This is a genomic window from Opitutaceae bacterium (assembly GCA_015075305.1).
In the GTDB taxonomy this organism is placed as follows: Bacteria; Verrucomicrobiota; Verrucomicrobiia; order Opitutales; family Opitutaceae; genus UBA6669.
The window spans coordinates 849,866-871,556 of sequence record JABTUS010000001.1 but is presented as its reverse complement, the minus strand read 5'-3'; the positions used below and the strand labels follow the sequence as shown (position 1 = coordinate 871,556).

The window sequence follows — 21,691 nt, the reverse complement described above, 5'->3', positions numbered from 1 at the left end:
ATGACAATGATTTCAACATTGGTCTCGCCACATATAGCGAGGCTGGATGGGTATGTACCCGGGCTCCAGCCAACCGGCCCGGGATGGATAAAACTCAATACCAATGAGTCGGGTTACCCGCCGAGCCCTGCGATCGTTGAAGCGCTGCGCCGTGAAATTGGAGCGGATGGGGCTTCGCTGCGACTCTATCCAAATCCCTCAAGCGAGCCCCTGCGTGAGGCCATTGCGGCCTATCACGGGCATGGCCTCACGGCCAAGGATGTCTTTGTTGGCAACGGTTCGGACGAGATTCTCAACCTCCTGGTGCGATGCTTCAGCGGTCCATCCGTTGACACCGGCTACACTTTTCCCAGCTATTCGCTCTATCCCGTGCTGATCGGACTCCAGGACGGGCGGAGCACGGCGATTGAGTTTGATCGCACGATGCACCTGCCTGTGGAGGCGATCGCCGCATCATCGGCCAGGGCGTTCTTCCTGACCTCGCCCAATGCACCGACGGGTGTCGCCTTCTCCAACGCCGAACTGGAGCGGATTCTGGAGCGCTTTGCGGGCGTGCTCGTCGTGGATGAGGCCTACGCGCCGTTCGCGAAGGAAAATGCCGTGCCCCTGCTGGCGCGGCATCCGCGGCTTGTTGTCGTACGTACATTGTCCAAGGCCCATGCATTGGCTGGCATCCGTGTGGGATATGCACTGGCCAGTCCCGAGATGGTGGAGCTCTTGGACAGGGTGCGCGACAGCTACAATGTCAGCCGCCTCTCGCAGGCCGCCGCGATCGCGGCATTGTCTGACCGCGATTACTATGACCGGTTGATCGGGAAGGTGGTCGCGACCCGCGATCGTTACCGCACCAAGTGGAGTCGGGAATTTGGCTGGTTCAGCTACGAGTCCTCCACGAATTTCATTTTTGTGGAACCTCGGGACCGCAACGGCGGTAGCGGGAGGCAGGTTGCGCGATCCGTCTATGATTTCCTGTTCTCTCGCAGGGTTCTGGTCCGCGCATTTCCGAACCATCCCTTGACCGGTTCCTTTCTTCGCATCAGCGTCGGAACCGACGAGGAAATGAACATCGTCGATCAAGCACTTCTCGAATGGACACGCTCCGAAAATCAGTCGTAAAGCGCACAACTGCGGAAACGGACATCACGCTGGCTCTGGCTGTCGATGGGAGCGGAACCTCAAAAATCGACACGGGCGTGCCGTTTTTCGATCACATGCTCACCCTCTTCGCCAAGCATGGGCTGTTCGACCTTGAGGTCTCCTGCAAGGGTGATGTCGATGTCGACTACCATCACACCGTCGAGGATGTCGGCCTCGTTCTTGGAGATGCTTTTCGACAGGCGTTGGGGGACAAGCGCGGCATACGGCGGTACGGCTCATTTTTTCTGCCCATGGATGAATCGCTGGCCCGCGTGGTGGTGGACCTGAGCGGGCGGGCCTGCCTCGTTTATGATGTCAATGCGCCGGGTGCCTTTGTACGCGACTTCAATCTCATCCTGGTCAAGGAATTCAGCCGGGCATTCAGCAATGCGCTGGCCTGCAACCTTCATGTGAAACTCGAGTACGGCGAGGAACCCCATCACGTGGCCGAGGCGATTTTCAAGGGGCTTTCCCGCGCAATGGATGAGGCGACGCAGATCGATCCTCGGATGGCGGGCCGGCTTCCTTCGACAAAGGGAAAACTTTAAGCCTGCATCGCGCCTGAACGCGCCTGGTGGTTCGACAGAGCAAACGTCCCGCATGCCCGCCGCCACTATTGCCGTCATCGACACCGGAATCTGCAACCTCCGCAGCGTCACAAAAGCGGTGGAGGCTGCCGGCGGTCTGGTGAGGATTGTGCGCACGCCGCAGGAGCTATCAGTGAGCGGAGCCGAAGGGCTTGTGCTTCCAGGCGTTGGCGCGCTGCGCGACTGTGTGGCGTCCCTCCGTGCATCAGGTGCGGCGGATTCCGTCGCGGGCTGGATCCGGGAGGATCGACCGTTTCTCGGAGTTTGCCTGGGCATGCAGGCGCTGTTTGAACGTTCGGAGGAGGGCGGGGTGCGGGGACTGGGAATTTTTCCGGGCGAAGTGGTGCGATTCAGGCGCCCCCCAGAATTCAAGATTCCGCACATGGGCTGGAACACCGTCCGCTTCCTCCATCCAGAGGCGCCCCTGGCAGCGAATCTGGCCGTTGACGGGGAGGCGTTCTACTTCGTTCACAGCTACCACTGCGTGCCGAATGACCCCGCTCTGACGCTGGCGGCTTGTGACTACGGTGGCGATTTTTGCGCCGCGGTGAGCCGTGGCAGCGTTTTCGCGACCCAGTTTCACCCCGAGAAGAGCCAGGGCAAGGGGCTGCAGATCTACCGGAATTTTGTCAACCTGGCCGCCTAGGCGCAGACTTGGGTCAACTGGCGAACGGCCAGTTTGACGACGAAGGGAGCAAACATTTCCTAACCGTTGCGACCATTCCCCCTAATTGCGGCGCATTGCCTGGAAAGTCCGGCAACTTTCCTTTGCAAGCCGGACGGTTTTTGCTGTCTAATGACGAATATGGCGAAATCTGCTACCCTGAAAATTGACGATGCTGAGCTCAGCCTGCCGGTGATTGTTGGGACCGAGGCTGAGAAGGCCGTGGACATTTCCAAGCTGCGCGCGGAGACGGGGTACATCACGTTTGACGAAGGATTCAGCAACACCGGTTCCTGCCAGAGCGCGATCACATACATCGACGGTGAGCAGGGCATCCTTCGGTATCGCGGTTATCCCATCGAACAACTTGCGGAGAGGTCCAACTTCATCGAGACGGCCTATCTGGTCATCCATGGCGATCTGCCGACCCCCGAGCAGCGCGCCCGGTTTTCCGACCTGTTGACACGCCATGCTCCCCTGCATGAAGGAATGACGCAGCAACTGCGCGGATTCCCCAGGGAGTCGCATCCCATGGCGGTGCTGTCCGTGATGATGAACGTCCTCGGGTGCTACCATCCGCAGCTCGCGACCAACAACCACCAGAAGGATCTGGTGCAGTTTGAGGACGCATCTGCGATTGCAATCTCAAAGATCCGCACGCTCGCAGCCTCTTCCTATCGCATCAGCCGCGGTCTTCCGCTGAATCATCCGAAACGCTCGTTGAGCTACTGCGACAACTTTCTCCATCTGATGTTCTCGGAGCCTTCCCACGAGTACGTCGCAACCCCCGAGGTGTCCTCAGCGCTCAATCTCTTCCTGCTCCTGCATGCGGACCATGAGCAGAACTGCTCAACATCGACGGTGCGCATGGTTGCCTCCGCGGGCTCCAATCTTTTCGCCTCGATTTCCGCTGGAGTGAACGCCCTCTGGGGCCCTTTGCACGGTGGAGCGAACATGGCCGTGATTGAGATGCTCAAGGCCATTCATGCCGATGGTGATGACGGCACGAAATTCATCGCCGCCGCGAAATCCGGCAAGGGCGAGCGACTGATGGGCTTCGGTCACCGCGTCTACAAGAACTACGATCCACGCGCCAAGATCATCAAGACGAGCTTCTACAAGGCGCTCGCATCGCTGGGCATCAAGGACGATCCCCTGCTGAACATTGCGATGAAGCTCGAGGAGGTTGCGCTGAGCGACGATTATTTCATCGCGCGAAAGCTCTACCCGAACGTCGACTTCTATTCGGGACTCATCATGCGTGCGCTCGGTATTCCCGAGGAGATGTTCACGGTCATGTTTGCCATGGGGCGCATGCCGGGCTGGATCGCCCAATGGCAGGAGGTCGCGCGGAATCCCAAGCTGAAGATCTACCGGCCGCGTCAGATATACACCGGTCCGTCACAGCGGAACTACATCCCCTCAAATCTTCGCAAGTAGCACGGAGTCATCCCTTGGCCGCAGCATTTGGCTGCGAGCGAAGAATCTCCTCGGTCGACAGGCCCGTCAGGTTCGAGATGGCCTTCATCAGGCGCCAGAGGGCGACGAGCATGATGACAAGGCAGGGCACCACGATCACCGGCCAGCTCAATGCATTCATCTTTCCGAGCTCGGCATTGAAGTCCGGGGTTCCGGTGTCGCTGCGAATGAGAAAACGGGCCAGCGCAAAATTGAGCACGGCGCTGATGGCGAAGCTGGATGCGAGCAGAAGGCTGGCCTCGCGCAGGTGCCGGTCCAACGCTTTGGTGTTTCCCCGCGTCTGGAGCGCGGCATCGATGCGCGGCACGTCGATCACCTGGTCATTGTAAAGAAGCTGCCGCACAAGGGGGCGCCTGGAGCCCAGTGAGGCAAGGATGGCCACGCCGATGACGGTGGGAATGGCGGCCTCCTTGACCGCGAACCAGAAGCGATTGACCTGGATCAATGCGAACACTCCCGTCAGGAGGACACTCACAAAACCGATGACCGAGACAAAGTTCGTCTGCCGCCGCTGGATGAAATCCCAGATCCCATACCCAAGCGGAAAGGACAGGGCGACAATCAATCCCGAGACGGGCCCGATCACAGCGGGCTTGCTCAGGTACGTGAGGAGAATCGAGGGAAGCGCGACATTGAACAAGATGTTCAGCAGCAGATTTTCGCGCTTGGGCGGTGAGGTGGGCATGGTGGGATTGAGGCTGGACGGCTGGTGTTCAGGAAGGTGAACTCCCGCCTACTTCAGCCTTTGTTTGCCAAAGGAATTAGCGCAAGCTCACAGCATGATACTCCTGGGCGTCAACGTTGACCATTGTGCGACAGTCCGGCAGGCGCGCTACCGAAATGCGGGCGCGTCCGCCGGCGGGGCCGTCGAACCGGATCCCGTTGCATTTGCCATTGCCTGTGAAAGAGCGGGAGCGGACGGCATCACCGTGCACCTTCGTGAGGATCGAAGGCACATGCAGGAGGCCGATGTGCGACGCATGAGAGAAGCGCTCGCGACGCGGTTGAACCTGGAAATGGCGTCCACACCAGCCATGCTGGATCTTGCACTTGGTCTGCGGCCCGACTCCGTGTGTCTGGTTCCGGAAAACCGCGAGGAAGTGACGACCGAGGGCGGGCTGGATGTCATCGCGAATCGGGATCGAGTGGGTTCAACCATTCGAGCCCTGTCTGCTGCCGGCATTGAAACGAGCCTGTTCATTGATCCAGACGAACAGCAGCTGGATGTGGCGGCTGAGCTGCGCGCCCCGTGGGTCGAACTTCACACCGGCGCGTGCGCGGAGGCCTATGCCGGGCCCAAACAGCGGCGCCTTGCTGAATTCGAACGCCTTCGCAAAGCGGCGGCCTATGCCCATCAGCTGGGCCTCGTGGTCAACGCCGGACACGGCATCAACTATGTCAATGTGGCCGAATTCAGGACGCTGCCCCACGTGCATGAATTCAACATCGGACACAGCATTGTCAGCCGGGCGCTTTTCACCGGAGTGGACGAGGCGGTGCGTGAAATGAAACGGCGCATGCATGCGCGATGAGCATGAACGGCGATTGCAGATCCGCCGCCTCATGTGGGACGCTCTGAGGCCTCTGTCATCATGACATTCGACCTTCCTTCCGGCGGCGTTCTTCTGGGTCTGGGAACCGACATCGTGGATGTGGCGCGGATCCGCAGCGCGCACGAGCGGCACGGAGAGCGTTTTCTATCGAGGGTGTTCACCGACGAGGAGCGCGCGTACTGCCTGCAGATGGCGCACCCCCACAAGCACCTCGCGGCCCGCTTTGCGGCAAAGGAGGCGGTTTCCAAGGCCTTCTCAACCGGCATTGGCGCCGAGCTGGGATGGAAATCCATCTCAGTCTATCACGGAACGAGGCTCGATCCCCGCATCCGCCTCGACGAAGGAGGCGTGGACCTGCTGCGACGCTTCGGCGGCACGCAGGTGCTCGTTTCGTTGTCGCACACGGACACTGCTGCGCTGGCTGTGGCCGCGATTGTGCGCGGATAGCCATTCAGCCATGAGCGCGGTGATTCCCGACAATGCACCTCCACCGGCGCCACCGTCGAAGGTGCCGTCCTGGGTGCTCCTTGGTTTCGTGATTGGTGCTGTATTTGTTTTTCTGCTACGGCGCGACTACATCCGTCCGGGTGCGCCGCCCGTTCCAGTCGCCGGACTGCCGCCACCGCCTGCCGTGGTGCAGGCGCTTGCGCGGAAGCCGGAGGCATCGCTTGCGACAATCGAGGCCGTTTGGGACGCCTGGGGCGGCAACGCAATCTGGGAGGGCGACACCACGCAGGTGGCCATGTGGAACGTGGATCAGGGCGGTTTTTCCGAGTTTTTCGAGGTGGTCCGCCATGGTGACCATGTCTATTTCCGCAGCTTGACACGCCTGACACGCCCGGTGGTTGACCGGGGGCTTGGCATCCAGTGCCCCCTGCAATTCACCGCGCCGGCAGCGGCAGCCACACGACGCTGATGGAACGCAGACTGAGAATCGTGTCGCGCCCGGTTCTATCCTGCCAGGAGGCGGGGGAATTCGAGGCGAACTTTTTCCGCGGCGACGAAACGCTCGAGTGGCGGGCCATGCAGCAGGCCGGCCGGTCTCTTGCGAATGCGATTGCCGCTGACTCCGGAGAGATTGGCGGTTGGGGCGGCAGGCCGCGGTTTCTGATCCTGGTGGGAAAGGGACACAATGGCGGGGATGCCTTGATTGCCGCGGATCTCCTGCTGGCTCAGAATCCAGGGGCGCATGCCGATGTTGTGTTTCTCTTTGGCGAGCGCTCGCTTCGTCCGCTGACCCGGCGGGCATGGATCTCATTTCAGAGAAATGGATTCAATCGTAGTGCCATCGTGCATTCGACGGAACGGCTGGCGCCGGGCTACGACCTGGTGGTTGACGGTGTCTTTGGATTTCAATTCAGGCCCCCGCTTTCCGAGGGTGTGGCGCTCTGGCTGGAGCGGATCAATGCCCTCGATGTCCGGCTTCGGGCTGCGGTGGACCTGCCGTCGGGCCTGGGCGAAACTAAAGCGTTTCGGGCGGACTTCTCCTACGCCACCGGCATCACGAAGACCCCCCTCTTGACAATCCCGAATGCCGGTCGGATCCGTCATCTGGATCTGGGGTGGGACGTTCCCTCCGGCAGCGGAACCGCCACGCGTGTCCTGATGGAGGAAACCCTTGCGCCGCTGACGCGATTGCGCGACTCAAGGACCGACAAGCGAAGCTACGGTCATCTCGGCGTGGTGGGAGGTTCGCTCCAGTATCCGGGGGCGGTGCTGATGACGGTGCGCGCTGCGCTGCAGGGCGGCTGCGGGCTTCTGACCGCATTCGTGCCGGATTCGCTGGTGGCGAGCTTTGCGGCCGCTGTGCCTGAGGCGATGTGGGTTGGCTGGCCGGAGACGCCGGAGGGTGGGCTGGCCATGGAGGGTGCGCATGTGCTGCGCAGGAGGCTTGAGCGATTGACGGCCCTGGTCGTGGGACCGGGCCTGGGCAGGGAGGTCGAGACACTGGCCTGCATAGCCTCCGAGATGCGGACATTCCGGTTTCCCGTGCTCATCGATGCGGATGCGCTCCAGCCGAATATCGTGACGGCGGGTGACTGCGCGAAGATCCTGACGCCACATGCGGGAGAATTTGCCAGGATTGGAGAAGGCCTGGATCTGGAAAGTTATGTCCGGCGTCATCAGTCTGTGGTGGTGCTGAAGGGACCCATCACGCGGGTTGCCTCGGGGGAGATTCAGTATTGCTCGCCGTTTGGCGGTCCGGTTCTAGCCCGCGGAGGCAGCGGCGACCTGTTGTCCGGCATCATTGGTTCGCTGCTGGCGCAGAATCCTGAGAGTCCCCTGGAGGCGGCCGCCACGGGTGTCGTCTGGCAGGGATGTGCTGCGGATGTGCTCGCTCGCGCTCACGGAGCCACAGCGGTCACCGCCACGCAGATTCTTGGGTGCCTCAGCGGCGCTATCAGGCGGTCTCCCGCGTCAGGCTACCTTTGAGTCGCCCCCGGTGGCCTCGGAGCCAGGCGAGGCGCTGGCGGCATCCTTGGGCTTTGCTGGATCGGTGGATGCCGTTTCGGAGTGGGATGGTGCAACCGGTTCTGCTGGCGTGAGTGGCACGGTGCTCGCGTCGTCATTCACTGATACGCTCGGGGCGTCGGGACCCGGATGATGCAGATCGGCGGAGTAGGGATCGTCATCATAGGCGTGTTCATCGGTGATCACCCCAGCCGACGCACTGGCGTGAGACGGCAGTGCGGGTGTGGATGAGGCGGGAAGCGACGCCGGATCCTTCTTGCGCGGAGGAGGTGGCGGTTCCTCCATCACCCGCCGCAATTCCTCCTCAACACTGCTTGTTGCCTTCTTGAATTCCCTGATCGATTTCCCAAGGCCGCGGGCAAACTCGGGGAGCCGTTTTCCGCCAAACAGCACCAGCACCAAGACGAAGATCAGGAGCAATTCAGCCCCACCAATATCTCCGAGCAACGCAAAGCAGGACGATGTCATCTCAGATATAGACGCCATTCACGGTCCACGGTAACCCACCGACGTCATCTGACAATATGACAATGCCGATCGTATGAAATTATTTTCTGCAACCAACAAGCGGGAAGGAGCTGCTGATGACGCGGTTGAAGACAGCGCCGGGGGGAATTCACTCCGAGCCGTCCGGGGGGTGGAGGGATGAAATGCAGGCAGCCAATCAGCCGATTGGTGTGTGCTAGAGCTTGAGCAATTGCTTCACCTGAGCCTCGAGGGACGGACCACGCGCATTTGTGGACACGACCCTTCCCTCTTGATTGATGAGGAACATGGCGGGAATGCCGGTGATGTTGAAACGTGTGGAGATGGCATTTTTCCAGTACATGCCGTCATAGTATTGTGGCCAGGACATGCCCTCTTTCGCGGTGAAATCAGCGAGGATCTTTCTGGCCTTCTCGTGTTTGGCCGCAGCTTGCTCAGCAGTGTCCTCGGGTTTGAGCGATGCGTTTTCCAGGGAGATGCCGATGATCTCGAAGCCCTTGTCGTGGTATTCGGCATAGACTCCCTTGATGTTGGGGATCTCTGCCTTGCACGGCCCACACCAAGTGGCCCAGAAGTCGACCAGGACGACCTTGCCGCGCAGCGCGTTCAAATCCACCACCTGGCCGTCAATCGCGGTGAACTTGATTTCAATCGGCCTGACAAGTGCGGCCATCCTGCTTGATTCCTCAGCGGCGAGTGCGCGCAGTGCGGCATTGGGCGAGTGGTCAGCCAGATTGCGCCACTCAATCGCCGCGGCATCTGGAGCGAAGGCAGCCAGCGCACTCAGAAAATCGCGAGCGCGTCGTGTGAGTGTTTCATTCATGCTCACAAATTTTTCGACATGCGCGGCCAGTCTCCTCCGAAAAGGCACCCAATCCACCGCTTCTCCCCTTTTTGCACGTGCCGCCTGGGCTCGGAAATCCGTTGCGAAGGATCCCCAAGCGAGTTCCTCGTCCGCCAGCGGGGTGCGATCCGAGGCTGCCCGCATCGCATTCCAAAGTTCCGTTTCCTTCGCTGCCCACGCCGCCTTCGCCGCATCGTCGTAGACAAACGCCTTGGACTTCATGGTGTCGTAGTCCGGCCCGACCGACTTGATGAACCCCGGCTTGAGGTAGCCAAGGTATACAACCAAGTCCCATCGCCGAGGGTCGTCGGGGTGCTTTTCGAAAAGAGCGAGGCCCGCTTTTGCGAGTCGAACCATCTCCCTGTCGCGCCACAGGGCGCGCTCACCCGCAGTCATGTCCTTGTACTCCGGTGGAGTCATGATGCGTTTGCTGGCGTTGTAGGCTGCAAAGTCGCGATCGGCCTCCGTCTCAGCGCGGAGGTTGGCGGAAAGGAGCATGGCTGCCGCGGCCAGAATGCGTAGAGCGTGCACGGCGGTCAGCGGTTCAACAGTCGCTTGAGCTCGGTTTCGAGCTTCGGTCCCCGGGCGTCCATGGTCACAACCTTGCCTTCACGATCGAGCAGGAACATTCGGGGGATTCCACGAATGCCGTATTTTGCAGTGTATGGATTTTTCCATCCACTGCCGTCAAAATACTGGGGCCACGGCATGCCGTGCTTCGCCGTGAAATCCAGAAGCTTGCGGCGCGCCGCCGCCAGCTTCATCTGGGCCGCATCAGCGCCAGTCTCAGGCGTCACTCCGGCCTGCTCGAGGGAAATTCCAACAACCTCAAATCCGCGCTCATGAAACTTCTGATAGGTGGCGACGATGTTCGGGATTTCGGCAATGCAGGGTTTGCACCAGGTGGCCCAGAAATCGATCAGTACAACCTTGCCGCGGAGCTGGGTTAGATCGACTTGGCGGCCGTCGGCTGCGGTGAATTTCCAGTCGAGCGGCTGCATCTGAGCCTTCTGCAAAGTCAGGCCTGCTTCGACGATGTTGCGGATGCCCTCGCTGGGTGCGTCGACATAGGATTCCAGCAGCGCGTTGACCCTTTCGATCGAGGCGCCCGAGCGTCGGTACAGGTTGACGAAGCGGTCGAAAGCCGAGGTCGTGAGCGGGTCATCCGGATAGGCGGCAATGACATGGTCGAGTTCAGCGTGCAGCTTTGCGAGAAGCGCGGCAGATTCGGCCGGGTCCACCTTGGTCGCAGGCTTTCCGGGGCTCACTCTGGCGCCCGCGCCGATCATTCCGGCTGAGGTCATGTGCCGTATGACTGCGCCCAGTTCGTATTCCTTGCGGACTTCTGCTGTCATGTCAGTGGCTGCAGCACACTGGGTGTCCAGCTCCTCCATACGCCGGCGCCAGTCCGCCTGGGCTTCATGGTCGTAGGTGATGGAACCCATGACCACGGTTCCAGGCCTGGTCTGGTCGAGCTTGGCCTCGTCAATGGCCTTGACGAATGCACGGGTCCGCGAGAGCAGGATGACCGCAGCCTCCCAGCGACGGGGGTCGGTGGGATGATTGGTCATGAAGTTTTCGGCGGCGGCTGCGATGGCGTTGCCACGTTCGAGATTCCAGCGGAACCGGGCCGAATTGCTGGAAAAACCGGCAGGGGGTTTTTCGGACACCAGTGCCTTGAGAGCAGTAAGCTCTCCGGCGGCATCAGCGGCAACGGCCGCACTGACGCATGCGAAGGTCAGACAGAGCAGACAGCAGGCAAGGGATTTCATGGCGTTGTATTCAGAATTGTTTGCGCAGTGAGAGGCCGTAGCGACGCAGGCGCGCGTCGAGCGTGGTGTTGTCCGGCAGATAGAGGTAGTCGAGCGGCGGCTCCGTGTTGAATACGTTGAAGACAGTCAGGCTGGCCTTGACGCCTTTGAGAGCTCTCCCGAGCCATCCGGCCCCGTGCGTCTTCAGCCAGGCCGATTTGTCGAAGTCGTAGCTGAACTGCCAGTCCCAGCGAATCGCGGAGGGCGTGGCGGTGACGGTGGGCAGGAAGCGACTGGCAGCGCGATAGGTGGCGAGTGCGCCGGTTCCCCAGGCGCCACGGTTCAGGAACGCTGCGCCGCTCACCTGAACTGGCAGGCTGTCCGTGTTCACATTGGAGGAAGGAGGAGCGTTGGGCGCCGCGACGAAAACATTCTTCGCATATTTTGTGACGGTGAGATTGACGAGCACCTCTCCCAGCGGAGTTGTGCGGTCGTACTTCGCACTCACGTCACAGCCGCTCACCTCGCTGTAAGCGAGGTTTACATTGCGGTAGTCTATGGCCGTCACCGGGCCGGGCCAGCCTGCCTGGTCTCCGGGTCGGTTGGGGCCGCGGGTCACGCGCTCCGGGAAGTGCTGGAGCATTTGTTCAAATGCGGGTAGCGTGATGCGGTCGATGAACTTGTTGTCGAACCAGTCAACGGAGAAGGACAACCCCTTGACCATCGGCGCCTCCAGGACGAAACCGAAGCTGGTGTTTTCGGACTTCTCCGGACGAAGGTTGGGATTGCCTCCCGTGGTGCGGGTTATGAAGGAGGTTTGAGGCTCGTTGCCACGGAGGGGATCAACGCTGCCTGAAAAGCGAAATGTACTGGAGAGAACCGGCTGGTTGGTCTGCAGCAGGGTTGGCACCTTGAAGCCCGTGCCGTAGCTGCCTCGCAGCAGGAGCCATTTAATGGGACGAAAGGCCACGCCCCCCCGGGGATTCGAGGAGCTTCCGCCGGAAGTGTACGCTTCGCGCCGGAACGATCCCGAGAGGTTCAGTTGGTCGAGGAGAGGCAGCTTCTGTGCTGGAGCAAAAACAGGCACGTTTACCTCACTGAAGAAGGCCCTCACCTCCTGGTTTGAAGCTCGCGCCGAAACATTGTCGGTGGCGGAGCGCAGGGGGAAGTCCGTGTATTCCTCACGAAATTCAACACCTCCGGCGACGACGATCTTGCCGGCGGGCAATGTGAAGACCGGGCCATCGAGCTGGGCCGAGTAAATCCAATCCTCCGTGACCTCCTCGTCGCGCGCCGGGGTCGTGAGGGATTCGATCACTCCGGGGGCGTTCGGATTCGGAATGCGCGTGCTGTCGTAGAAGAGATTCGGAGTCTGTCCCGCGGCAACAGCCGCATTGAACAACGCGGCTGTGATTGACGGTCCGGCGGATGCATCAGCTCTGGTGTGCCCACGGACAAAGCTGATGGAGGCATCATAGTGCCAGTCCCGCGGAAGCTGACCTCGCACGCCCAGTGTCGCCAGGAACGAATCATTGATTGATGTCCGCACGGGCGCGATGTCGTAGAGGTACTTCGAAAGTAGGATCGGTATGCCAAACGGATTTCCGGGGTAGCCAGCGGGAATGGTAAGGCTCGCCTGAATGGGCTGGGGGGCGAGTTCATTGCGGTTCTGTCCCGCGCGCACATGGGTGTAGGCTTCCAGGTATTTCGCGAAGTCATAACTCAGTTTGATCACGGCGCTCTTGCGGGTGTACTCGGAGCTGTAGTCTTGAAACTGCGCCAGATCACCGGGCTCGGGTATGGGGCCGGAGCTGGCATAGTTTGCCACCGTCAAACCTGTGCCGGAAGTTCCGGAGGGCACAGCGGCAGATGTGGCGGTCAAGCCCGGCAGTGGAACGGTCCCGGTGCGCGACACCCGTCCGGCTCCACCAACAATGGTTCCGCGCAGATCCTGCCCTCCGAAAGGCCTTCGGTCAGAACTCGCTGTGAGGGCACGATCGCGCAACGCCATGCTGTTGGAGTCCTCGTAGGAGAGGGTTGCGAGGCCGCGCAGCCTGCCGCTGCCGAAACCGTGGGTGATGCTTGCCGTGCGCACACCGGCGTCGCGGTCGAAGGTGTTCTCATAACCCAGGCGCAGCTCGCTTCCCCGATAGTTCTTCTTCAGGATGATGTTGATGACCCCGCCGATGGCGTCCGCACCATAGATGGAACTGGCGCCATCGAGGAGAACCTCGACGCGGTCGATGGCTGCCAGGGGAATGCCATTCAGGTCGTATCCATCCCCGCCGCTGGCCTGGTTGTTCTTTGGCACACGTACGCCGTCGACAAGCAGCAGTGTGCCGTCACCGGCAGTACCTCGCAATGTGGCGGTTACGCGACCGGATGCACCATTGTTCAAGGCGTTGTAGTTCGGAATCGGAGGGCCGCCAACCGCTTGAGCAAAGCCGCTGGGGCGGGTCACCGACTGACCGAGCGTGAAACTGGACACTTGGGGAATATAGCGGAAGAGGTCTCCGAGTGACTGCGCGCCGGTCCGGTCAATGTCGCGGCTGTTCAGGGACAGCACGGGCTGCGCCGTCGCTCCGGCAAGGAGTCCATGCAGTCGTGTGCCTGTGACCTCGAGTTTTTCGAGTTTTACGACGCGCAACTCGTTCGTGCCGGCGGCACCCCGTGATGGACGAGTCTCCGCACCTTGCGCCGCCTCGCGCTCAGCGGGGCGGCTTGGGGCGTTTGGGCTCGACACGCGCTTGATGACAATCGCACCCGTCTTGGTGTCCACTAGCGCCGTCAGCTCCGTGCCACTGAGCAGCCGGTCGAGCGCCTCGCCTACGCTGAACTCCCCGTGGACGTCGTTGGTCTGCACACCGCCCACGGGCTGGACGGGAAACAGAATCTCCCGCTGGGCCTGCTGCGCGAACTGTTTGAGTGTCTGGCTTGCCTCGCCTGCCGGCAGATCAAAAGTGATCTTTCCCTGGGATGCGGCAAACGCGTCTGCGTAGATTGTCAGCGAGGCAATGAGGAAGGCGGCGCGCAATGATCTTGCGCGATGGAGCAAGGCAAGGGGAAGGGATCTCATGGCTGGGTCTAACACCCGAGATGCCGTCTGCCCGGATTTCCGCTAACGCTTCCTGACCGATTTCCTGAAAGTTGACCCGGTGCTTGGTTTGTCCATTCGGCGGCGTCAGGGTCGGTTCAGGCGAATTATCTCTCCCTGCCGCTGCACCCGCACGCCGAAGCCCGCTTCGAGCAGCCGGAGAAAGCCCTCCACATTGTCCGAGCGCAGTGAGGCGCTCACCTCGATCTCGGCCAGATCGGAATCCATGACCAGCAGGTGAATAGGCGTGTTGCGGCGGTTGAATTCAGCAACCACGCTGCGGAGTGGTGCCGATGTGAATTCCAGCATGCGGGGTTGCCAGGCAAGAAACTGGTCCATTTCCTCAGGCGTCACGACGGCGACCTGCGGTGCCGCCGCAGGCTCAAGCGGGACGACTGTGCGCTCACCCCGCTCAAGCTCCGGGACGACAACCATCCTTTCGCCGGATGGGCCTTCGCGTTGATCGACGCGCACGCGGCCTTCGGTCACCAGGACTTCCACCGCCCGCCCCCCGAGGCGGACATTGAAGGCCGTCCCGATTGCACGCACGTTCACGCCGCCTGCGGAAACAATGAAGGGCCGCGCTGCATCCTTTTTGACGCTGAAATGCGCCTCGCCGTGCTCGAGCCGCACGTTTCGCTCAGTTGCCGTGTACATTGCGGTGAGCACCGCGCCTCGATTGAGTTCAACATGGGAGCCGTCCGGCAGTGAGCGCGTCTCAATGGCCGCGATTGTTGAAGGATTGCCAGCGGCTCCGTCTGGCTTCAAACGCAGCCAAAGCGCAAACCCGGCGAACACAATTGTCACTGAGGCAGCCAGCGCGAAAATCGCGTTTCTCCCAGGGAATCGTGTAGGCGTGATTCGCATGGATTCATGCGGTGCCAGCAGGTCACGATTGGGCCGAAGACTGTGCTCGGGCTTCCACTGGCCGAGCAGATCCAGGCGACGCCAGTTCTGGCGCTGCCTTGAAAGCGACTCGCCGTGGCGCGAATCGAGCGAGAGCCAGTGCAGAAGTTCGTCCTGCTCCACCGCGGAGAGACCGCGATCCTCCCGGAGCACCCAGGCGGCGGCCTGATCCTCGATCGCATTCGTGGATGAGTGTTTTCGCGCGTCGTTCATCGGGGTGGGGGGGCGATGCCGCGGCCGGCGAAAAACTCGCCGAGTTTGCGCAGCGCGATCGTGCCCTGCGCTTCGACGGTATGCTCGGAAATGCCGAGCTCCGCAGCGACCTCCTTCTGCGAAAGCCCATAAATCTTCCGCAGCGTGAGGATCTGGCGGCAGCGCGTCGGGAGTGATTGGATGGCTTGGGTGAGCATTTCGAGTTCCTGGGAGCGAGCCACCTCGGCGGCGACGTCGGCCCTGTCATCCAAGATGCCCTCGAAGTCCCGTTCCGTTAAAGGATCTATTCGGGTGACCTCGCAGTGCCGAAGGTGCATGAGCATGAGGTTGCGCGCCGTGACGAAAAGAAAGGCCTTGGGCGCGCGCACCTCCCCCTGCGCGCGTGCCCGGAGAACACGCAGATAGGCCTCCTGGATCACATCATCGATCTGATCAGCCGCGCGGAAATGCGATCGGAGCCAGGCGCGCAGCATTGGCTCGTGCGGCCGGAGTTCAGCGGCAAACCATTCAGCCTCTTCTGGATCTTGCGGTGGCACAGGGAGGATCAGTACGTGTTTCTGCCTCAGCCCCGAGGAGCAGGCGAGATGAAATGCCTTCGAGTTTGCGCATCGATGGAGCCGGATATGGATCAGGTTTCAGAGACCAGCGGTCGGCGACCAATCATCTCATCGATCTGGAGAGGCACGCTCCGTCGTGCCCGGATCGTCGGTCTACCTGCGCTTCTCTCCCGGGAAAGCCTCGTTGCCGTACGCGGATCGTGGGGCGGTTTTCGGCACGTGGTAAACAAGCCGCAGGCGATCGAGTTCGGTCCGCAGGTCTTGGATCACCTGCCGGTACTCGGGATCATGAAAATAGTTCCTGGTTTCCTCAGGGTTGCGCTGGAGATCGTAGAGTTCCCAGTCGTCGACGTCGCCATGGTAGTGGGCGAGTTTGTAACGCTGAGTGATGATGGCTTCATGCGGTCGCACTCGGTTCGGTTTCGGGAACTCGTAGAAATGATAGTAGAACGATTTGCGCCAGTCTGCGGGGTGTTCGCCTCGCAACAGCGGCACAAAGCTGCGGCCCTGCATGTCCGATGGCGCCGGCACCCCGGCCGCTTCGAGGAATGTCTGGGCGACATCCAGCAAGGAGACCATATCCCCATTGGTGCTGCCGGGCTTGACCGTGCCGGGCCAGCGGAGCACAAGCGGCGTGCGCACGGATTCCTCCAGCACCCAGCGTTTGTCGTACCAGCCGTGTTCGCCGAGGAAAAAACCCTGGTCGCTCGCATAAACGACGATTGTGTTGTCGGCCAGGCCTTCCTTCTCCAAGGCGGCCAGCAGGCGCCCGACATTGTCATCGATCCCCTTCACCGTGCCCAGGTAGTCATGCATGTAGCTCTGGTACCTCCAGCGCACCAGATCCCGGCCGGTGGGATTCGCCTTGCGGAAGGCTGCGCTGCGCGGACCGAAATAGGCGTCCCAGACCGCGCGCTGTTCCGCGTTCAGGTAGGGAGGGGTGATCAGCTTGGCCAGGCGTTCGCTGAACGTCTTTGCGAGGTTCATGTCCTGATCGCGCCAGGCAAGCCCGCGGTCGTTGTCATAGGCGTCAAAGCGTGTATCCGGTTCCGGATACACGCGCCCGTGGTCCCAATCGAGATCGCGCAGCGCCGGCGCCCATTCGCCATGGGGCGCCTTGTTCTGAACCATGAGAAGAAACGGCTTCGTCTTGTCCCGACCCTTGAGCCAGGCGATCGACTCGTCGGCGATGATGTCCGTCACGTAGCCCGGCAGCGTGACTTTCTTCCCATTGCGGATCATCGGCGGATTGTAGTACTGGCCCTGGTCGGGAAGGATCTCCCAAAAGTCAAACCCCGTGGGATCTGAAACAAGATGCCATTTGCCAAAGAGCGCCGTCTGATAACCGGCCGCGCGAAGCAGCTTGGGGAAGGTGGGCTGGCTGCCGTCGAACCGGCTGTTGGTGTTGTTGTAAAATCCGTTGAGGTGGCTGTATTTTCCCGTCAGCACGGTGGCCCGGCTCGGCCCGCAGAGTGAATTGGTGACGAGACAGCGATCGAAGCGGATGCCTTCGCTGGCGATGCGATCGATGTTCGGTGTGTTTATCAGGTGGCGCTTCTCGCCGTAGGCGCTGATTGCCTGCGATCCGTGGTCATCGGAAAAGATGAAGAGGATGTTGGGCCGGGAGCCCGCGGCTGATGCAAGAACTGCGGAGAAGAGAAAAAAGGCGGCGAAACGGATGCTCATCATGATGCGGCGGCTAATGGTTCGGGGTGGAGTCGAGATGGGTGATCAGCGATCCAAGCGCCATGGAAATGTAGTACTCGAGATAGACCTTCTGCCACCGGGACTTCGCCACTTCATAACGCGGGCGAAGCTGTGACAGGAACGGACGGGCCGGCTCGCCGGCAAGCTCCAGCGTGCGCGCAGCATGCAGCGCCGCGTTCAGATCGGTGCCAAGGGTTTCATGCACGAGGGTCTGGACCGCGGCCTTCTCATCCTTGGTCGCAAGCAGTGCGCTCGCCGCCTCGATGCGCACCGCGGCCGAGGGATCCTTGAGCAGCGGCAGCAGCTGGCTCTCAGCCGCCCGTGCACCGTCCTTGTTCGCGGAGAATCCGACCGCCGCCCAGTAGCGCACGACGCTGTTCTTGTCTCCAATCCATTTGCGCTGGGCGGCGACCGCCTTTGGGTCGCCGACCTTCCCGGCGACCTCCAGTATGCGCTCGAGCGGGTAGTCATCGCCCTGGCGCACCCAGGTGTAGGGTGAACCTCCTCCTGCATGAGCCATCACCTCCTCTTCGGAGACAAACGTCGCGTCGCGAATCTCGATCAGCCAGTCATGCAGCGCGCCGCGCATCCGGGACACGATCGCGCGCTGATTCGGATCGGCAGCGAGATTGTTGAGCTGATACGGATCGGCCTGGGTGTCGTAGAGTTCCTCCAGCGGCCGCGTCGGGGCGAGCCATGCAGTAGGACCCTTGCCCAGGCGGCCGGCGGCGGCCTCGGCGAGCAGTTCAACGCGGAAGGGACTTGTGTCGGAGTAGGACTCGGGAGGAGCCCAGGAAAGGTGCGGGCGGAAGTTCCGGATATAGAGCCAGCGCGCGTCGCGCACCGAACGCGCGGTGTCGAAGGCTTCGTCGACTCTGTCGCGCGCGCCAAAGACATACTGTCGCGCGGGCCCCGCCTTGGGTCCGAGAAATGCGGTTCCCTGAAAGTGTCCGGGAATGGGCACGCCGGCCAGACTCAGCAGTGTCGGCGCGAAATCCACAAAGTAGACCAGCCGATCGACCGTGCCACCCGGAGTTCCGGATGCGAACTTCGCCCACTTTTTTGGAAAATGGATGAGCAGCGGCACATGCATGCCAGAGTCGTGCAGCAGCCGTTTGCCGCGCGGCATTCCCATGCCGTGATCGGAGTAGTAGAACACAATCGTGTCGTCGGCGAGTCCGTCGGCCTCGAGTTCCCGCAGGATCGCGCCGACCTTGTGATCCATGACCGCGATGCAGTCGTAGTAGCGCGCCATCGCCTTTCTTGAGGCGGGCGTGTCGGGATAGAACAGCGGCACATTGACGGTGGCGGGATTGGCCCGCTCCCCTGGAGCGAGCTGGCTGCCGATCTCACGCTCAAACTGCTTCTCCGGCCAGGCGCTTGTGCGCGACTGGTGCGTGTCCATGATGTTGAAGACCGCCATGAACGGCTGCCCGGGCGCGCGGTTGCGCCAGTGCGCCTGGTCGCTGCATTCGTTCCACCATTTGTGCACATAGGCGGCCTCGTCCCTGAGATTGTAGTCGGTCTTCACGTTGTTCGTCGTGTAGTACCCGGCCTGGCGAAGTTGCCAGGCATAGCTCTCGAATCCCCCGGGCAGCGAGAACTCGCAGCGCAGGTGGGGGTTGCCGAGCGAGTTGGCGCAAACACCGGTGATGAGCGTTGCTCGCGACGGCGAGCAAACGGGAGCCGCAGAAAACGCCCGGGTGTAGCGCACTGCGGTCCTCGCAAACGCGTCGATATTTGGCGAGTGTGCAGTGCGATCGCCGTAGCACCCAAGGTTGGGACTCATGTCCTCGTTCGTGATCCAAATGATGTTTGGCCTTTCCGCGGCGGATGAAGCAATCTTCGCGACAGTCAGGAAAACGAGTGACGCGACGAACAGTCGAGGTAGGGATGCCAATGGTGACATGGTGGGGCGGTCAGCAAACCGCTTTGAGCGCTCATCGTCAAACGGTATGGTCAGGTCCTGACCGGCGTTCCAGACGATTGAAAATCCACAGATTCCCGAAGTGTTGACCACGGATGGATCGGGATGAAAACCGGATTTAGGAGGCTGGCGACAGGACCACACAGATCCCGCTTGTCCGGCGCCGATTGGGCAATGGGCTGAAGTCCAATTCAATCGAGCACGGTCTCGCCGGCGTCGCACCCGATGCACCGGCTGCATTTGTCGCACTCTGCCATTTGACCTTTGATTCCATGCCCGCTTTTCAGGCGGCCTTTGCATCTCATGCTGCAGAATTGACGACCGATATTCCCAACTATACGGCGATTGAACCGGTCATGCAGGTCAGCGAGGTGGTTAGATTCGGACATGGGTTGCACTTTGTTGTCCCGTTCGGTACTCAACTCGCTATGGCGTGCCGGTTGAGGCCATGGAGCCTTGGGTGCGGGAGGTTTCGTGGAAGCCGGCAAGGCGGAGTCCGCGCTGCACTTCGGGGGCGCGCATGAACGTGTTCCAGACGAGGCCGGTGCGGAGGTTTTCCGCCATGACGAGGGTGATGCCCACATCGATGCCAATCACGACGGAGGAGGTCCAGCCGGTCTGGGGGTTGAAGGCGTCGACGAAGCCGTAGCGTTTCCACACGGCCTTGCCGCCGAGCGCGCGCATGTGCATGAGCGCATCAAGGCATTCGCGGGGAGCGAACGGAAGCGAGCCGCCCGGTGCGCACGGGACAATCGTGCCGTCGCTCGGATCGTGGCTGCCGTCCACAGGTGTTCCCCAGGCGATGTAACCGCGCGCGCTGTCGGATGCCGTGAGCCCCCAGATGTTGTGCGACCAGTAGGGGAACCGCTCCTTCTGCGCGGCACACCAGTCGCGCTGCGCGAGCGTGGCATTGACGGAGTTCTGCCAGTAGTCCGCATACAGATCGCGGCGGTTTCTGAAATTGAACCAGCCGTGCGCGTACTGGTGGGTGAACAGGGGCGCGCACTGGATGAACGTGCGCTGACCCACATGCACGACGGGCCCGCGGTTCCAGGCGTGCCAGACATCAGGGGGCAGCGGCGAGTCACTGGCTCCGATGCCGAGAAGGTAGAGTCCGAGCATTTCGGAATAGCTGTCCCAGCGATAGGGGATGAAACCCGTCTCCGGCCACCAGCCGTGGGTCAGCGTGGTGCCGCCGTTCATGGCCCACTTCCAGTCGATCCGAGAATAGATGTGGTTCACATCGGCGGTGAGTTGAGCGTCGTGAAAATATTCACGGGCGAGCAGGGCGCCTTTCAGCAGGATGGCGGTGTCGATGGTTGACGCTTCGCTCGCCCAGGCGCGTTTGCCGGTGTGGATGTCGACAAAATGATAGAACCAGCCGTGCTCGTGCTCGAGCGAGTCCGCGGCGAATCGCAGCGTTGTCCTCGCACGGCGTAGAGCGTCTCCCGGGGGAAGCCAGCCATGCTGGTCGGCAATGCACCAGGCTGAAAGGGCGAATCCGACTGCGGCGATGCTCGACGGGTCGTTTCCCGCGGTGCCGTCCGCGGGGCAACGATCGCGCGTAAGGCCCGTCACCGCATCGGTCTGGTCGATGAAGAATCGCAGGGCGGAACGCTGAAGCTCGTCGAGAAACGCGATGTCGGCAGGGGTGAGGGCAAAGGGTGCCGCCCGATCGGGTGTGGCCTGCAGGGATGGGTCCATCGTGAAAGAACCGGCGACAAGAGCGATGAGCGTGAGGCCGCGTCTCATCTGCGCCGGAACAGTGAGCTGGAAAAGACTGCCGAGGGCGCTCTCCATTTCCGATGCCGGATTATCGACGATTGACGGGTGATTTGAAGCCCAAATTCCCGGATACGTGGAAATGCGGTGACTTTGGGTGGAGATTGCGCGGGGACTAGGGTGAATTGCAGGTCGATCGGTGCATCCCTGCCACGGGTTTCCCGGGCTTGCAGATCCGCACCCGGGTTGGCGGAGTGCGGCGGACGGCAGGCCTGTCAGGCTGAACCAGCCAAATCTGCGCTCTTGACCGCGGGGCGGGTGCGTCGAGCGTAGCGCTCATGCAAAACGCGCGTGACGAAAACTTCAGGGACTACAAGAAGGCCGAGAAGAAGGCGCTGGAATTGCTGGCCGAAATGAGGACGGTTTCCCCCAAGAAAGTGGACATCGAACTTGCCCTGCTTGTCGCGGTTTTCGAGTTGCACAAGGGCGTGACGCCCGGGGAGACGGTCGCTTCGATCATTCAGGGACACCTGAAGCAACTGGTTCCGTTCTATGCCTCAAAGGCTTCGCAGGCGTGATGCCTGCCGAATGC

At 61.3% G+C, this 21,691-nt stretch carries 20 protein-coding genes; 10 read left to right on the top strand and 10 right to left on the bottom strand.

The window, feature by feature from the left end:
- The 4 genes from hisC (at position 1) to HS122_03590 (ending at position 3,828) form a co-directional block, all read left to right on the top strand.
- Positions 1 to 1,116: a histidinol-phosphate transaminase gene (hisC, locus tag HS122_03605; GenBank protein MBE7537480.1), complete on the top strand. Its 1,116-nt coding sequence runs from the start codon at positions 1 to 3 to the stop codon at positions 1,114 to 1,116.
- The gene (gene hisB / locus HS122_03600) at positions 1,089 to 1,685 is read left to right on the top strand and encodes an imidazoleglycerol-phosphate dehydratase HisB (GenBank protein ID MBE7537479.1); all 597 of its coding nucleotides are present in this window, start codon (positions 1,089 to 1,091) and stop codon (positions 1,683 to 1,685) included. The genes hisC and hisB overlap by 28 nt, the downstream gene beginning before the upstream one ends.
- Before the next feature lie 52 nt (positions 1,686 to 1,737).
- Entirely contained in the window at positions 1,738 to 2,370 is a 633-nt protein-coding gene (gene hisH, locus HS122_03595; GenBank protein ID MBE7537478.1) for an imidazole glycerol phosphate synthase subunit HisH, read from the top strand.
- Between the two features lie 159 nt (positions 2,371 to 2,529).
- Entirely contained in the window at positions 2,530 to 3,828 is a 1,299-nt protein-coding gene (locus HS122_03590) for a citrate synthase (GenBank protein ID MBE7537477.1), read from the top strand.
- A 7-nt stretch (positions 3,829 to 3,835) separates the two neighbouring features.
- Here HS122_03590 and HS122_03585 read toward each other — a convergent pair whose 3' ends face one another.
- A complete protein-coding gene (locus tag HS122_03585; GenBank protein ID MBE7537476.1) occupies positions 3,836 to 4,552 on the bottom strand; it encodes an MFS transporter in 717 nt (238 codons plus the stop codon).
- 94 nt (positions 4,553 to 4,646) lie between these two features.
- Between HS122_03585 and HS122_03580 the strand changes: the two genes are divergently transcribed.
- Genes HS122_03580 through HS122_03565 form a run of 4 tightly spaced genes read left to right on the top strand, consistent with a single transcriptional unit; the run spans position 4,647 to position 7,853 of the window.
- On the top strand, positions 4,647 to 5,399 hold the full coding sequence (locus HS122_03580) for a pyridoxine 5'-phosphate synthase (protein ID MBE7537475.1): 753 nt from the start codon (positions 4,647 to 4,649) through the stop codon (positions 5,397 to 5,399).
- Between the two features lie 60 nt (positions 5,400 to 5,459).
- Positions 5,460 to 5,867, top strand: a complete 408-nt coding sequence (gene acpS / locus HS122_03575; GenBank protein ID MBE7537474.1) for a holo-ACP synthase — start codon at positions 5,460 to 5,462, stop codon at positions 5,865 to 5,867.
- Positions 5,868 to 5,877: 10 nt separating this feature from the next.
- Positions 5,878 to 6,336, top strand: a complete 459-nt coding sequence (locus tag HS122_03570; GenBank protein ID MBE7537473.1) for a hypothetical protein — start codon at positions 5,878 to 5,880, stop codon at positions 6,334 to 6,336.
- A complete protein-coding gene (locus HS122_03565) occupies positions 6,336 to 7,853 on the top strand; it encodes an NAD(P)H-hydrate dehydratase (protein MBE7537472.1) in 1,518 nt (505 codons plus the stop codon). The genes HS122_03570 and HS122_03565 overlap by 1 nt, the downstream gene beginning before the upstream one ends.
- Here HS122_03565 and tatA read toward each other — a convergent pair.
- The 8 genes from tatA to HS122_03525 form a co-directional block, all read right to left on the bottom strand.
- The gene (gene tatA / locus HS122_03560) at positions 7,839 to 8,360 is read right to left on the bottom strand and encodes a twin-arginine translocase TatA/TatE family subunit (GenBank protein ID MBE7537471.1); all 522 of its coding nucleotides are present in this window, start codon (positions 8,358 to 8,360) and stop codon (positions 7,839 to 7,841) included. The two genes, HS122_03565 and tatA, sit on opposite strands and share 15 nt — an antisense overlap.
- Before the next feature lie 214 nt (positions 8,361 to 8,574).
- Complete coding sequence (locus HS122_03555) at positions 8,575 to 9,753, bottom strand: TlpA family protein disulfide reductase (protein MBE7537470.1); 1,179 nt, start codon at positions 9,751 to 9,753, stop codon at positions 8,575 to 8,577.
- Positions 9,754 to 9,758: 5 nt separating this feature from the next.
- Positions 9,759 to 10,994, bottom strand: a complete 1,236-nt coding sequence (locus tag HS122_03550; protein ID MBE7537469.1) for a redoxin domain-containing protein — start codon at positions 10,992 to 10,994, stop codon at positions 9,759 to 9,761.
- Between the two features lie 10 nt (positions 10,995 to 11,004).
- A complete protein-coding gene (locus HS122_03545) occupies positions 11,005 to 14,049 on the bottom strand; it encodes a TonB-dependent receptor (protein MBE7537468.1) in 3,045 nt (1,014 codons plus the stop codon).
- Between the two features lie 105 nt (positions 14,050 to 14,154).
- Entirely contained in the window at positions 14,155 to 15,186 is a 1,032-nt protein-coding gene (locus HS122_03540) for a FecR domain-containing protein (GenBank protein MBE7537467.1), read from the bottom strand.
- Positions 15,183 to 15,722: a sigma-70 family RNA polymerase sigma factor gene (locus tag HS122_03535; protein MBE7537466.1), complete on the bottom strand. Its 540-nt coding sequence runs from the start codon at positions 15,720 to 15,722 to the stop codon at positions 15,183 to 15,185. Before HS122_03535 ends, HS122_03540 begins: the two co-directional genes overlap by 4 nt.
- A gap of 174 nt (positions 15,723 to 15,896) precedes the next feature.
- Positions 15,897 to 17,432: a sulfatase gene (locus HS122_03530; GenBank protein MBE7537465.1), complete on the bottom strand. Its 1,536-nt coding sequence runs from the start codon at positions 17,430 to 17,432 to the stop codon at positions 15,897 to 15,899.
- A gap of 10 nt (positions 17,433 to 17,442) precedes the next feature.
- Positions 17,443 to 19,359 carry a sulfatase-like hydrolase/transferase gene (locus HS122_03525; GenBank protein MBE7537464.1) on the bottom strand — a complete coding sequence of 639 codons (1,917 nt, stop codon included), beginning with the start codon at positions 19,357 to 19,359 and terminating at the stop codon, positions 17,443 to 17,445.
- A gap of 185 nt (positions 19,360 to 19,544) precedes the next feature.
- Here HS122_03525 and HS122_03520 point away from each other — a divergent pair, with 185 nt between their 5' ends.
- A complete protein-coding gene (locus tag HS122_03520; protein MBE7537463.1) occupies positions 19,545 to 19,901 on the top strand; it encodes an EthD family reductase in 357 nt (118 codons plus the stop codon).
- Here HS122_03520 and HS122_03515 read toward each other — a convergent pair.
- A complete protein-coding gene (locus HS122_03515; protein MBE7537462.1) occupies positions 19,804 to 21,177 on the bottom strand; it encodes a hypothetical protein in 1,374 nt (457 codons plus the stop codon). The two genes, HS122_03520 and HS122_03515, sit on opposite strands and share 98 nt — an antisense overlap.
- Before the next feature lie 260 nt (positions 21,178 to 21,437).
- Here HS122_03515 and HS122_03510 point away from each other — a divergent pair, with 260 nt between their 5' ends.
- Positions 21,438 to 21,677 (top strand): hypothetical protein, encoded by a 240-nt coding sequence (locus HS122_03510; GenBank protein MBE7537461.1) that lies wholly within the window; start codon positions 21,438 to 21,440, stop codon positions 21,675 to 21,677.
- Positions 21,678 to 21,691: the final 14 nt, after the last annotated feature.

Bases quoted from the DNA above. Each gene is read 5' to 3' on its own strand.
- HS122_03515 (MBE7537462.1), bottom strand. From the start codon at position 21,177: ATGGAGAGCGCCCTCGGCAGTCTTTTCCAGCTCACTGTTCCGGCGCAG.
- HS122_03540 (MBE7537467.1), bottom strand. From the start codon at position 15,186: ATGAACGACGCGCGAAAACACTCATCCACGAATGCGATCGAGGATCAG.
- HS122_03530 (MBE7537465.1), bottom strand. From the start codon at position 17,432: ATGATGAGCATCCGTTTCGCCGCCTTTTTTCTCTTCTCCGCAGTTCTT.
- HS122_03580 (MBE7537475.1), top strand. From the start codon at position 4,647: ATGATACTCCTGGGCGTCAACGTTGACCATTGTGCGACAGTCCGGCAG.
- tatA (MBE7537471.1), bottom strand. From the start codon at position 8,360: ATGACATCGTCCTGCTTTGCGTTGCTCGGAGATATTGGTGGGGCTGAA.
- HS122_03565 (MBE7537472.1), top strand. From the start codon at position 6,336: ATGGAACGCAGACTGAGAATCGTGTCGCGCCCGGTTCTATCCTGCCAG.
- HS122_03550 (MBE7537469.1), bottom strand. From the start codon at position 10,994: ATGAAATCCCTTGCCTGCTGTCTGCTCTGTCTGACCTTCGCATGCGTC.
- HS122_03590 (MBE7537477.1), top strand. From the start codon at position 2,530: ATGGCGAAATCTGCTACCCTGAAAATTGACGATGCTGAGCTCAGCCTG.
- HS122_03545 (MBE7537468.1), bottom strand. From the start codon at position 14,049: ATGAGATCCCTTCCCCTTGCCTTGCTCCATCGCGCAAGATCATTGCGC.
- HS122_03585 (MBE7537476.1), bottom strand. From the start codon at position 4,552: ATGCCCACCTCACCGCCCAAGCGCGAAAATCTGCTGCTGAACATCTTG.
- hisH (MBE7537478.1), top strand. From the start codon at position 1,738: ATGCCCGCCGCCACTATTGCCGTCATCGACACCGGAATCTGCAACCTC.
- HS122_03525 (MBE7537464.1), bottom strand. From the start codon at position 19,359: ATGTCACCATTGGCATCCCTACCTCGACTGTTCGTCGCGTCACTCGTT.
- hisB (MBE7537479.1), top strand. From the start codon at position 1,089: ATGGACACGCTCCGAAAATCAGTCGTAAAGCGCACAACTGCGGAAACG.
- HS122_03510 (MBE7537461.1), top strand. From the start codon at position 21,438: ATGCAAAACGCGCGTGACGAAAACTTCAGGGACTACAAGAAGGCCGAG.
- HS122_03570 (MBE7537473.1), top strand. From the start codon at position 5,878: ATGAGCGCGGTGATTCCCGACAATGCACCTCCACCGGCGCCACCGTCG.
- hisC (MBE7537480.1), top strand. From the start codon at position 1: ATGACAATGATTTCAACATTGGTCTCGCCACATATAGCGAGGCTGGAT.
- acpS (MBE7537474.1), top strand. From the start codon at position 5,460: ATGACATTCGACCTTCCTTCCGGCGGCGTTCTTCTGGGTCTGGGAACC.